At 45.5% G+C, this 12,789-nt stretch carries 11 protein-coding genes; 2 read left to right on the forward strand and 9 right to left on the reverse strand.

What is annotated here, in order from left to right:
- The first annotated feature begins 34 nt into the window (after nucleotides 1-34).
- A complete protein-coding gene (locus RID53_RS34140; protein ID WP_446376746.1) occupies nucleotides 35-1,168 on the forward strand; it encodes a cob(I)yrinic acid a,c-diamide adenosyltransferase in 1,134 nt (377 codons plus the stop codon).
- A 100-nt stretch (nucleotides 1,169-1,268) separates the two neighbouring features.
- Here RID53_RS34140 and RID53_RS34145 read toward each other — a convergent pair whose 3' ends face one another.
- The 5 genes from RID53_RS34145 to RID53_RS34165 form a co-directional block, all read right to left on the reverse strand.
- Nucleotides 1,269-1,409: a hypothetical protein gene (locus RID53_RS34145; RefSeq protein WP_446392322.1), complete on the reverse strand. Its 141-nt coding sequence runs from the start codon at nucleotides 1,407-1,409 to the stop codon at nucleotides 1,269-1,271.
- A gap of 675 nt (nucleotides 1,410-2,084) precedes the next feature.
- Nucleotides 2,085-4,115: a CHASE2 domain-containing protein gene (locus RID53_RS34150; RefSeq protein ID WP_446392323.1), complete on the reverse strand. Its 2,031-nt coding sequence runs from the start codon at nucleotides 4,113-4,115 to the stop codon at nucleotides 2,085-2,087.
- 17 nt (nucleotides 4,116-4,132) lie between these two features.
- Complete coding sequence (locus tag RID53_RS34155) at nucleotides 4,133-4,963, reverse strand: hypothetical protein (protein ID WP_446392324.1); 831 nt, start codon at nucleotides 4,961-4,963, stop codon at nucleotides 4,133-4,135.
- 88 nt (nucleotides 4,964-5,051) lie between these two features.
- On the reverse strand, nucleotides 5,052-5,540 hold the full coding sequence (locus RID53_RS34160; RefSeq protein ID WP_446392325.1) for a universal stress protein: 489 nt from the start codon (nucleotides 5,538-5,540) through the stop codon (nucleotides 5,052-5,054).
- 197 nt (nucleotides 5,541-5,737) lie between these two features.
- A complete protein-coding gene (locus RID53_RS34165) occupies nucleotides 5,738-6,904 on the reverse strand; it encodes a pyridoxal phosphate-dependent aminotransferase (RefSeq protein WP_446392326.1) in 1,167 nt (388 codons plus the stop codon).
- Nucleotides 6,905-7,371: 467 nt separating this feature from the next.
- Here RID53_RS34165 and RID53_RS34170 point away from each other — a divergent pair, with 467 nt between their 5' ends.
- On the forward strand, nucleotides 7,372-7,764 hold the full coding sequence (locus tag RID53_RS34170) for a J domain-containing protein (RefSeq protein WP_446392327.1): 393 nt from the start codon (nucleotides 7,372-7,374) through the stop codon (nucleotides 7,762-7,764).
- 177 nt (nucleotides 7,765-7,941) lie between these two features.
- Here RID53_RS34170 and RID53_RS34175 read toward each other — a convergent pair whose 3' ends face one another.
- The 4 genes from RID53_RS34175 to RID53_RS34190 form a co-directional block, all read right to left on the reverse strand.
- Nucleotides 7,942-8,745 carry an ABC transporter ATP-binding protein gene (locus RID53_RS34175; RefSeq protein ID WP_446392328.1) on the reverse strand — a complete coding sequence of 268 codons (804 nt, stop codon included), beginning with the start codon at nucleotides 8,743-8,745 and terminating at the stop codon, nucleotides 7,942-7,944.
- Between the two features lie 27 nt (nucleotides 8,746-8,772).
- Complete coding sequence (locus tag RID53_RS34180; RefSeq protein WP_446392329.1) at nucleotides 8,773-9,621, reverse strand: ABC transporter permease; 849 nt, start codon at nucleotides 9,619-9,621, stop codon at nucleotides 8,773-8,775.
- Nucleotides 9,622-9,762: 141 nt separating this feature from the next.
- Nucleotides 9,763-10,788, reverse strand: coding sequence for an ABC transporter substrate-binding protein (locus RID53_RS34185; RefSeq protein ID WP_446392330.1), 1,026 nt, complete (start codon nucleotides 10,786-10,788; stop codon nucleotides 9,763-9,765).
- Between the two features lie 118 nt (nucleotides 10,789-10,906).
- On the reverse strand, nucleotides 10,907-12,466 hold the full coding sequence (locus tag RID53_RS34190) for an OmpA family protein (protein ID WP_446392331.1): 1,560 nt from the start codon (nucleotides 12,464-12,466) through the stop codon (nucleotides 10,907-10,909).
- Between the last annotated feature and the right edge of the window lie 323 nt (nucleotides 12,467-12,789).

A 12,789-nucleotide genomic window follows, 5' to 3' on the forward strand; every position in this document is an offset into this window, starting at 1 on the left:
AAACTGAGTTGGGGTAAAGTCTTAAGGATCGTCCATGACCAGAACAGGTATTGGTATTCGCACGGCGGCTGAGCGTACAGAACGGATCACGGGTCAGATTCATGTTTACGATGGCATCGGTAAGGGGAAGTCTCAAGCCGCATTGGGCGTGGTTTTGCGCTCAATTGGTTTGGGAATCAACTGTGCGGAATCCAGTCGGGTCTTATTGTTACAGTTTCTTAAGGGACCGGGACGGAACTATGATGAGGATGCGGCGATTGAGGCGTTGCGACGGGCGTTTCCTCACTTGATTGATCAGGTTCGCACGGGACGAAGTGAGTTTTTTACCCAAGAGGAAGTGACGCGGTTTGACACGTTAGAGGCGCAGCGCGGTTGGGATGTGGCGAAAGGGGCGATCGCGTCCAATCTCTATTCGGTTGTGGTGCTGGATGAGTTGAATCCGTTGCTGGATTTGGGATTACTCCCGGTTGAGGAGGTGGTGCAAACCCTGAAAAATAAACCGCCGTCTCTGGAAGTGATTGTCACGGGACGCGGAACACCGCCAGCGCTGTTGGATTTGGCGGATTTACATAGTGAGTCGGTTCCTCATGATCATCCGGTTTCTCGGGAACAGGGGATTGAGGGAATTGAAATTTATACGGGTGCGGGGAAAGGAAAATCAACTAATGCGTTAGGGAAGGCGTTACAAGCCATTGGTCGGGGAATTAGTACGGATAAATCCCACCGGGTAATGATTATGCAGTGGCTGAAGGGAGGAAGCGGATATACCGAAGACGCCGCGATCGCAGCCTTGCGTCAAAGTTACCCGAATCTGGTGGATCATCAGCGTTGTGGTCGAGATGCGATCGTTTGGCGGGGACAGCAGCAGATTTTGGATTATGTGGAAGCGGAACGGGGATGGGAAATTGCGAGGGCGGCGTTAGCGTCAGGGTTGTATAAAACAATTATTCTGGATGAACTGAATCCGACGGTTGACTTGGAACTGTTGCAGGTTGAACCGATTGTCGAGGCGCTGTTACGTAAACCTCGTGACACGGAGGTTATTATTACAGGTCGTTGTAAAAATCAACCTGCTTATTTTGAATTGGCGACGGTTCATTCGGAGATGATTTGTCACAAGCATTATTGTGACAAAGGGGTGGATTTGAAGCGAGGGGTGGATTTTTAAGGTATTTGTCATTCGTCATACTCAAGGGAACGCCAAGCAAGTTATGTCCTTTGTCAGGGAACAGTTTTTCTATTTGCCTCTATCCTTTATATAACAAGCATTACAGCCGATAATCTTCAAAGGAGCGATCGCGGTTTTGAACGCCTAAAGATAGACTCAAGTCTGAATCCGAGTTCCTGCTTAGGTTTGAGTGCGATTCTACCTCACGAGTGATGGTTTCCCCGGTTCTGTATTGATACATTAGTAATAGCAAAGGAAAACGGCACTGGATGGAGGTTGTTCCGCTGTGATCCATTGTCGGACATCGAAGGAGAGCGACGTCAGATGTCTGGACAGTGTCGGATAAGCGATAGCTGAGGCGGTTGTGGAGTTTTTGTCGCTTCCTCCACTTCGTCACTACCAATGGGGGACGAAACTCCCCATCAGAGCGGTCAAAGGTAGTGAACGCCTAGAGTCGTGGCTTATAACAAATCGATATATCACTCAAACCGTCTGGGCTGATGTCCGAGGCGGTTTGTGTTATGAGTTTGGCATCACTCTGTTCTACAGCACTTTCTAACACCGTGTAGTACAGCAATCATCAGATAGCTTTGCTCTACTCTTGTTTAGCTGTATCACATGGAGTCTGAAAACGCTATAATCAACGTTGTAGACAGATCCCCAACTTCTCCAAGAAGTCGGGGATCTTGCTTAGAGACTGTACCTCATCCGCTCAGAATAGCCAATCTGTTTCACCCCGGCAGCAATCGTCTCTATTGCTTGCACCACAATCATTAGAGCCGATAACCTCAAGCTGTTCGGCATTTAAACCTTAATATCAATAACGGCGAAAGCCTTGTAGTGCGTTTAGCGAAGCCATGCCGAAGGCTTTAGCGAAGCCATGCCGCAGGCTTTGCATCTTGCTCGCTACTAATACTTAACCCTCTTTTTGCTGCAAAAATTCCTGCAAATCCCTCTGCACCTGCTGATATAATTGCGGCGACTCACCCTTTAACCCAATTAAACTATATAACTTTACCGTCCCCGCCCGTCCTCTTACCTCTTCTTCCCCTACCGACACCACCTCAACCTCATCTTTGACAACTTGATACAGAGAATCGGTAATCAAAATATCTGTGCCAAATTTCTTCGTTAACCCCTCTACCCGACTCGCTACATTCACCGCATCACCAATCACCGCATATTCTCGACGACGCTGAGAACCAATATCCCCAGCAATTAACTCCCCATAATTAATCCCAATCCCATTAAATAACGGAATTCGTTCTTCCTGACGCCATTCCTCACGTAGCTGATGCAAGGCTTTTCGCATCCCTAATGCCGCACGAATGGCATTCATCGCATCGGTTTCTTCCCCTTCAGATACCGGACAACCAAACTCAGCCATTACCGCATCGCCAATAAATTTATCCACAGTACCGCCAGCATCTAAAATCACCTCAACCATGTCATTGAGATATCGATTCAGTTGTCGCACTAATCGGACAGGTGAAATTTGGGAGGATAGGGTGGTAAAGCCGCGAATGTCGGAGAATAAAATAGCGGCTTTTAATTTACGTCCTTTTAGTAATTCCTGATAATCATCGTGTTGCTTGAGAATTTCTTGAACGACAGGTGCGGCGACATACCGTTCTAAGGTACTGCGGAAGCGGCGTTTTTCAATTTGATCCCCAATGAAAAGTGCTGTAAAGTAGGAAAAACTATTTAGGGTCATCGCGATCGCAGGAACGGCAATGGGGAAAATCAGTCTGGCGCTGCTATAGCCTAAAAATGCTAGTCCTACCCAAACCACTGCCATCCCCAATCCCCAAAACAAGCTTGCCGCAGTACGTCGGGGGAGTTTATACAACAGGATAGCGGTTCCCCCAACCAAGACAAACACAAACAATCCCTCTAGCCACGGATTGGGGATGGCGATAGCGATTGAACGTCCTTCCATTAAGGTGGCGATCGCGTTAGCATGAAGTTCCACCCCTGGCATATTGAATTGGATAGGTGTCGGCACAAAATCACCGATATTTTGCTCATCGGCTGTTGTGCCAATCAAGACAATTTTGTCTTTAAAGGTTTCTTCTCGTAAATGCACGTCCCATATATCTGATGCCAGAACCTGCCAAAATGGAATCGTGGTAAAAACACCTTGATTCTGAGTTGGTGTTCCGTAGAAGAAAACCTGACTCCCTTTTGGGGGTGGATAGCTAACATTTGCCACGTCTAAGGTAGCTTTAGCAAATGAAGGAATCCTTTCTAATCCCAACGGTTGCAGAATTTCCCGGCTGTATTCATTCCCCAGCCGATACACATTCCCATCCACCTCTGGGGGTAAAAAGTTGACTAAACCCAGTTGCGCCGAATCTGGATAAAGTTCGGGTAACGGCTTATACAACTCATACGTCGTAAACCCTTGGGGATCAATGGTATCTTCGTAGACAGCCGCTAGCACAATGCGATCGCTATAGTTAGTTAATGCTTGTTTAAACGGCTGATCATCTTCAGCACCATACCCACTGGGAAGATCAAATAGTAAATCAAAGGATACTGACTTAGCACCCGCCGCCATTAACCGTTCAAGCACCTCAGCATAAGCGGTTCGCTTCCAGGGAAACGGTGGTGTTAGCAACTCCACAACCAAGGCTTTATTCGGATCAACGGGATTGCTGTAGCGTTCTGATGCCGTTAATGATTGATCATCAATCGCTAAAATTACAATATCATCAGGCGGTACAACGGGTCCACGTAATTCAATGAACCACTTTTGGCTTTGCCGTTCAGCTAGCTGTATAAGTGTTCCCTGCCAAACCGTTACTCCAGCACCGACAATCGCCCAGCATCCCATTAGCATCAAACCAATTCGTTCGGGACGCCAAAACGGTTGGGAGTGACTCCGGCGACGCCGTCGGATGCGTTTTCGTCGTTGTTTTTCCAGCCATTGCCACCAGTGATTCATTGCCCTGACTCCAACGATTAAAAGGGATTGGGAATTGACGGCACATTGTCTCTCAATACATCGGGAATCTCTATTTGCGGAAACTGCTCATTCAAAACTTCTTCAAGTTTATCAATTCCTGGAATTGCAATATCAAATCCTTCAAACAACGCCCCGGTGACAATTTCTTCAATTTCCGCTTTTGACAGGTCGATTATCGTCCCTAACACCCCCTCCGGACTAATATTAATCCCTTGACCTTGACGTAACAAAACGGGCTGAGGGTTCCACAAATTATACCGTTCGCTCAAGGCAACTTCGCCCTGTAAAACCTTCACTTGTGCTTGTTCATTTTCATCAACTTCCATCAAATAAACCGTTCCCCGCGTCACAGCAGTAATCGAACCGACACATCCTTGCGCCCCCGAAACCACACTTCTACCACTTCGTAGCCGCACACAGCGACTCCCCACCGTGAGTGCCGAATTTTGTCCAAGTCGCACCCCCGCATTGTTATTAAACAGCAAATTTACCCGTGCTTGTTTGGTACTCACTGTTTGTCCTAATGTAGCAACCGCATTAACTTTAGCGGGTTTGTTTTGGATATACGCTTGATTTCCCCCTAAAATTTCTACAATTTTGGCTTGACTAATTCGTTGCGCTGATGCTGGCGGATTGTGCCATCCCAATGCCATCACGATTAACAAACCACTGATAAAACTGACTAAAGATTGCCACCTCAATCTTCTCCCTGGCATCAACGTCTTAGTTGGTTCACCGTGATTCCCTGCTAATTTTACTCTCTGGGTTAAACTGAGAATCTGTTTCTTGAAATTAACCCAACTTCTCAGCCTAAGTTTATCGTTCATAGACGCTGATTAACGTTAAATTTTTGTCCGAACTCTATGATATCAAAGACTTAGACCAATCAAAGGCTTACCAATGACATAAGACCAATTAGGTTTCCGACGTTTCATTCGCCACCCCTTGCACCACTAAAACGGAACAAGGAACATGGTGAACAACATGATTACTGACACTGCCTAAAAGCACTTCAGTTAAACCCCGACGACCTCGACGACCAATAACCACTAAATCAGCATCCCAACTGTTCACCAAGTCTCGAATTGCACTCCCAGCGTCTCCAATTTTGCAGGTCCATTCTGTTGCCACGCCTTCATCTGTTGCCTTCTGGCAATAGCCAGCCAGCCATTTTTGAGTTTCATCGGTTTCCTTTTTTAACTTTTCTTGCATACGACGGGAGAAGTCAACCAATTCTCTGCCAAACATATCTCCATAAAAACCTACACCTTGGTTTTCTACAGGCAAGCAATGAAAGAGCATCAATGCTGCATTTTCTTGTTTAGCTAGATCGACGGCTTGGGTAAAGATTCCCTCAGTTTGAGGGGAATTATCAAGGGCGACTAATATTCTTTTATAGGTCATCAGTGTTATCTCCTAATTTTTAAGAAACAGTTGTAAGTGTTGATTGTTTATCCTTGGCTTCGCTAGTTTGACATAGTTTTGACCCTTGGCTTCGTTCATGGAACCTAATTTGTAGGGGCGGGTTTAGGGATTTTCGTTTCGCTGTTGATGACAACGTTTATTCAAAACCCGCCCTGACTCCACCTAGAACCAAGCGCTCAACTTAACTGGCGAACAAATTTCTCCAATCGATCCATACCCTTTTCAATGGATGGCATATCAGTAGCATAGGACAGACGGATACAGTTATCGACACCAAAGGCAATACCGGGAACTGTCGCTACTTTCTCAGCCTCTAAAAGGCGATTACAAAACTCCAGGGATTGGAGTCCAGTTTTGCTAATATCGGCAAAGACGTAGAACGCCCCATTGGGTTGAGAACAACGAATTCCCGGAATATTATTCAGGCGTTCGTATATGACTTGTCGGCGTTTAGCAAAGGCAAGGCGCATTTCTTCTACACAGTCTTGGGGATTTTCCAGGGCTGCGATCGCGCCATACTGGGCAAAGGTACAAACATTAGAGGTACTGTGGCTTTGAATCGTGGTAACTGCCTTAATTAAATCCACAGCACCCGCTAAATACCCCACACGCCAACCCGTCATCGAGTAGGCTTTGGCAAACCCATTACTGGTAATCGTGCGATCAAAGATATCTGATCCAATAGCACCAATACTCAAATGTTGAGCGCCATCGTAAAGAATCTTTTCATAAATTTCATCCGAGACGACTAAAATATCCCGTTCTACAATCACTTGGGCAAGGGCTTTGAGTTCCTCTGGGGTATACACCATCCCGGTGGGGTTCGAGGGCGAATTGAGGATAAATAGCTTGGTTTGGGGCGTAATCGCCGCCTGGAGTTGCTCTGACGTGATTTTATACCCCGTTGACGCATCCGTTTGCACAATGATTGGTGTACCCCCTGCCAGTTTGACCATTTCCGGATAGGAAAGCCAATAGGGGGCGGGAATAATCACGTCATCCCCAGGTTCAATCAGCGCTTGCATTAAACCAAATAGGGAATGCTTACCGCCATTGGTGACGATGATATTCTCCGGCTGGTACTCTAACCCATTATCTCGGCGCAGTTTATTCGCGATCGCTTGCCGTAATTTCGGTTCCCCTGCGGCGGGTCCATATTTGGTTTTCCCCTCATCTAGGGCTTTCTTCGCCGCCGCCTTAATATGAGCCGGGGTATCAAAATCCGGTTCCCCTGCGCTGAAACTACACACATCCAAGCCATCGAGTTTCATCGCCTTGGCTTTGGCGGAAATCGCTAGGGTGAGAGAGGGAGAGACTTGACCAACTCGTGCTGCTAACTGCATTTTTACTCAACTTGAACGACTAGACGGTGTGTGAAAAGCACCTGAAAAGCTAGGGTAAGGGCTGGTGTGGGTTGTGGGCGAAAGGTTCAAAGCATTATAGCGATGTCTCAACCCGCCCTTCCTCTGTGCAGACACCTTTTTCAACACGCTCTGAGGAAATATACTACTTGATCTCCGTCTAATTACCTATTTTTCACCCCTCCTCTAGATTAGTTAGGGTTGTTCAACTTAAGAACGGGTAACTTGATCTGATATGACCTATATTGCTATAAAAACGCTCAAACTCTAAACAATTGAGTAAACAAGAGGATTTAAATTTGTTAACTTACGTTAACGAAAACTTACAAATTATATCTTTCCTAAATAGATGTATTGTTTTGCATGATTTCAGCCACAACAACAGAGAACTTGAATTACTATTTTTATCAATATCAAGATATTGCTGTCACTCGTGAGGATGGTTGTAGATGTTAGACGTAGAACGATACTACCGAGTCTTGGATTTAGATTCTAATGCCTCACCCGAGGAAGTCCACCAAGGGTATCTAGACATGACGTGGGTATGGCATCCTGACCGTTTTGTGGGTCATCCCCGCCTACAACGGAAAGCCCAGCACAAGTTACAAGAACTGAATGAAGCCCATGAATGCTTGCGTTCTCAATCGGCGGCTAAACGTAGACAAATGGCTCGTAAGTCAAAATACTCAGCTTCATCACCGCCAGCCCGTCATTCACCATCCCCAAATTTATCCAAATCACCAACCCAACAGAAGCAAAGAAAACAGGCTCCGCCAACGGTTAACACCAAGAAACCACCCATTCATTTTAAAGCCAATCCCATCGATGATTGGTTAGATTAAAATTAGGCAACGTGGAACGTCTTTGAGCTAACTAAGTGGGTGGACACAGTTAAAGTTAACTGTGGTGATCGTCATTCGTCATTCGTCATTCGTCATTCGTCCTTTGTAAGAGTCTGAGGGTTGTTTACATAACTTAATATATTTGAGTTTATTTACACCAACCTACTTAACAATCAATCAGCTCTGCAAAAGTGCAGCTTCTGGTTGATCGGTGAGTAACTCAATAATCTGATCGGTGTAGTCTTGAAACGCCGACAAACGTTTAATTTTCAGCCTACGTCCATCAGAATTATCAGTTACGCGATCGCGCGGTAAATCAATCCTCACTTCCCCTTGAATTGTACCCGGTTGCGTCGTCAGCACATAAATGCGTTGGGAGAGAAACACCGCTTCCCCTACATCATGGGTAATCATCAAAATTGTTGTCCCCGTTCGTTGCCATAATTGTAGGAGGAATTGCTGCATGGCTTCGCGAGTTTGCACATCCAAGGCGCCAAAGGGTTCATCCAGGAGTAAAATTTTAGGCTGACAGGCTAACGCCCGTGCGATCGCGACTCGTTGTTTCATTCCCCCGGAGAGTTCTTTGGGCAGTGCTTTAGCAAACTTTGATAATCCCACAACCTCTAAATAATAGGATATCTGCTGCCGTCGTTGCGCTTTGGATAGTCCCTGTAACTTTAAACCAAATCCCACATTATTAGCTACCGTCATCCAGGGATAGAGGGTATAACTTTGAAATACCATCCCTCGATCTGAACCGGGTCCAGTCACTCGCACGCCATCGACACAGATTTCACCTGCCGTTGGTTGATCCAACCCGGCAACTAGACGTAATAACGTTGATTTACCCGAACCTGATGCACCCACTACACTCACAAATTCACCCGTTTCAATGTGCATATTGATATCTTTAAGGGCAACTGTGACATCCTTACGACTGGAGAATTGTTTATAAAGTTGAGAAACAGTTAGTTGGCTCATTAGTCATTTGTCCTTTATAGTTAATCATCAATCTATAGTCCATTTACATGATAATCGCAGCAGCAATCTAAATAACAAATCGAACGTTAGACCAATTAGTCCAATAACAATGAGTCCCGCAAAAATTTGATCCGTTCTCAGAAACCGCTGTGCCACACTAATCCGGCGTCCCAATCCTTCAGTTGCTGCCACTAATTCTGCCACAATCACTAAATTCCAAGAGGCGGCAATATTGACCCGGCAAGCATCAATGATGCTGGGCAGAATAAAGGGAAAAACAACATTCAGTAAAACTTGATGGCGTTTTCCCCCTAACGTATAAGATGTTTCAATTAACTCCTTGGGGACAAACTTCACCGAATCCATGACCATCAGTGTATTAAAAAATAAAGTGCCGATAAAAATCAGCAAAATTTTCGGGGTTTCGCCAACACCAAAGTATAAAATGAGTAACGGAATAAAGGCTGGCGCAGGCATATATCGCACAATTCCAATAATCGGTTCCATTAACGCCCGAATACTGGCAAATGTTCCCATGAAAGTTCCCAAGGGAATCGAAATCAAGGCGGCGAGGAGAAACCCACTCAGAACCCGAAACACACTTGCTAAAATATCCTGGCGCAAATCGCCACTTGTCCAAAGTGACACAATCGCTTGCCAAACATTCTCTGGTGTCGGTAAAAACAGAGGCTCAACCCACCCCGAATGAGAAACCAGCCACCATAACCCCAATGGAATACCGATAGACAAAACCATCAATGTCCAAGTTAAGGATTTGGGAATGTCTTCGGCAATACGCCAAAATACCGTAGGTTTCAGTGTATGAGGAGAAGGTGTTACCTCTCTTGTACACAAATTGTCAGAAGTCCGAATCATTAAAATTTACCCGAAACGATTGGCTGCAATTCTCTACATCATCTTCTTAGGTTGATACACACCGGGTTGTTGTGGATAAAGATTCACAATGAATTAGGGCAACCACAATTGTGTACAAGAGCAAATCAGTCCTGAATCGATTCAGTTTTGCTGCTTTTCCGCATAGGCTTTAACAAAGCGATCATCTAAGAGTTGCCCCAAATCAGGAGCTTGTTCAATCAAACCCGTCTCTACCAAAAATGTACTAATTTCTTCAGCCGCATAAGGAAGTGATGTCATATCATCTCCTGGTTCAAACGCGGCTAAATTATCTTCAATACTAAAAATAGTAGTGCCAGCATCGTATTCCTTATATTCCTCCTCCGTCACTCCAGCTCGTTTGGCTAAAATCTGCAAAGACTTTTCCGAATTTTTATCCATAAAATTCAGCGTGTCAAACCACGTATTGACTAAAGCTTGTACCGCTTCCGGACGTTCCTCAACCATTTGCCGACTTACAACGAGATGATCAGGAATTGCACCAGGAAAGTCTTTTGAACTAAACAACTCTTTACTCCCTGGACGTTCTAATGCCTTGGTTGTAAACGGCGCAAATATACCGACAGCATCCACCTGTCCGGCAACAAAGGCGGCGGCGGCTGCCCCTGTTTCTAAGGGTTTGATTTCCACATCATCTGGAGATAATCCAGCTTCTTCTAAACCCAATAGTAAAAGGAAATGATCAACTGTCCCCTCTTCGACGGCAATCGTTTTTCCGGCTAAATCCTTGACCTCATCAATCCCTTCACGAACAATGATTTTGTCATTTCCGGTTGAATTATCATTCACCAAAACAATAACTTGATCCGAACCAGCGGCAACGGAACTAATCGTGTCATTCAAGGTTTGGGTATTAGCATCTAACTGACCTGCGGCTAGGGCATTAATTGAATCCAGATAGCCATCAAACCACTTCAAATCCACTTTCACATCATTGGCGGTAAAGAGTTGTTCTTCCTCGGCGATTTGCCAGGGAAACCAACCGGGCCACGCACTGAATCCCATCTGAACGGCTGGTGTTGAGGGGGATTCAGAGGTAGAGACATCAGTAGCAGGAGTACAGCTAACCGCAATCGTTAAACTGACAAAAAATAAGGTAAACCAGGCAACAATAGTCCGAATTTTCATGGTTTTAAACTCCACATTGAATACTTGATCGGGGCGGGTGTAGGGTGCGTTAGCGTAAGCGTAACGCACCATTTGAAAAGATAATAGTGAAACCCGCCCCTACACACTCAAAACTTTCTTAGTTAACCCGAACTAAGCGTATTTCTGTACGCTGTTGACGAGGATCTGTCGGCGGAATTCCAGGCAGAGGTTGATTAAAGCCTTTACCTTCTGCGACAAAGTTATGCTTAAGACCACGATTTTTGAGATAGTTCACCACAACTTGGGCGCGTTGTTGACTCAAGGTTTGGTTCAGCGCTGCTGCCCCTGTTTTCGAGGTATGACCAATCACCCGCACGGCTAAAGTTTGGGGATTAAACTCCTGAATTTCAGTGGCTAACTGATTCAGAGTTTGTTGCCCTTGATTCGTTAATGTCGCTGAACCCACACCAAATTTAACTTCGCCTCGCACTTCTAAGTTGCCAATATCCGGTGCAGCGGTAATCTGTTGGGCGGAGACTTGCGGCACAGCAGCAACGGTTTGCCCCTTCCCAGAAAGTCGGTCTGCCAATTCTGGGTTATCGGCACGCACTAGGCTAATTAAGGTTTCGGTATTATTTGCCGCTTTGGTGAGAAACTGAGGTGAAAATAAGGTCTGGGGGTTTTGAGGAACATCATTTAATCGACCCGCTAAAACTAATACGGCGGCGGTGGAACCAATCCGTTTTTCTAGGATATTATCACTCATCCATTGCTGGGCTTCAGAGGCAGTAAAAAAGTCAATTCCCTGTAAAACGGCACTAGCTTCACTAGAAGATAATTCCCCATCTTCTGCGATTTGTGTTTTTAATTGGGAGGGTTCGCGAACATTAGCGTCAATCCGGCGATAGTAGGCTTCCAGTAGTTCTGAAATTTTCTCTGGTTGAGACTCAATCAAGCGATTGGATGCCACAATCACATCCACAATAGCTTGGGGTGCATCCTGACTGGATAAAACGACAGTATGCCCTTGTTTTTTGGCTTGGGTGACATAGGGTTCCCAAATCACCGCCACCGCCACATTCTGATTGGGATCTTGTAAAAGTTGCCACGCCTCAGATGCATCAGCGACTTTTTTGACTTGAAAATCAGCCAGCTTAAACGCCTCAAACTTGGTACTCAACACCAGCGCCAGGTACTCACTGGGGGTATCGCCCGCAAAGGTGAGGGTTAACTGTCGTCCTTGCGATCGCTCCTGCTCAACTAATCGCTTAAGATCTAAGAGTGACTTCAGGTTTGGATATTTCTTCGTATTCAGCACAACGGCATCAGCGCCTACCGTGCGGTCAATCAAGCCAATAATTTGTCCTTCGGGTTGTTGTTGCAGGAACTGATCTAATGTCGTGACTAATAAATCGGCTTTTCCCTGATTCAATAATTCAGCCCGTCTAGCTTGATCAAACTCATCTTGATAGCGCAGTTTCAGCCCAACCTCTTCTAATGCCTCTTGAAACGGCTGACTGCGAAACGTGCTATAGCCGCTGAATGTATCTCCCAGAATTCTCAGTTCACCTTTGGCGGCTTTGGTTTGACTCTGACTTGACAGATTAGGAACTAGATCAGGTGCCGCCTTACTCAACACCCACAGACCACCTCCAATCAGACCCAAGGTAGCGGCTAAAGCTAAAATCAATACTAGCGGATTATCGCGTTTACTCATAACCTATAATCGACCTATTCTATTTCACTATGCTAGCGGTTGATTTATTGTACTTTATGTAACATTTTGGCGCGGGTTTCTGTAACGTTATGGTTTTTACAGATGTCACCGCATCCATGAATCAACCCAGATGCCGTAGGTCTACTCTCACTCACGCTCTCAACCCCCATTGGTTTTTTAGTGGACATCTGCAAGTTTCTCTCTAAATTTTGGCAGATTCAATGGGAAAAAGTCAGGAATAAAGCACAGATTAGCTCGGAATAAGTCAGGATCTCACTCAAGATGGCTCAGGTCAATTCAGATAAATGTCATGCGGCTTAATC

Source organism: Coleofasciculus sp. B1-GNL1-01 (assembly GCF_040220235.1).
Classification (GTDB): domain Bacteria; phylum Cyanobacteriota; class Cyanobacteriia; order Cyanobacteriales; family Coleofasciculaceae; genus Coleofasciculus.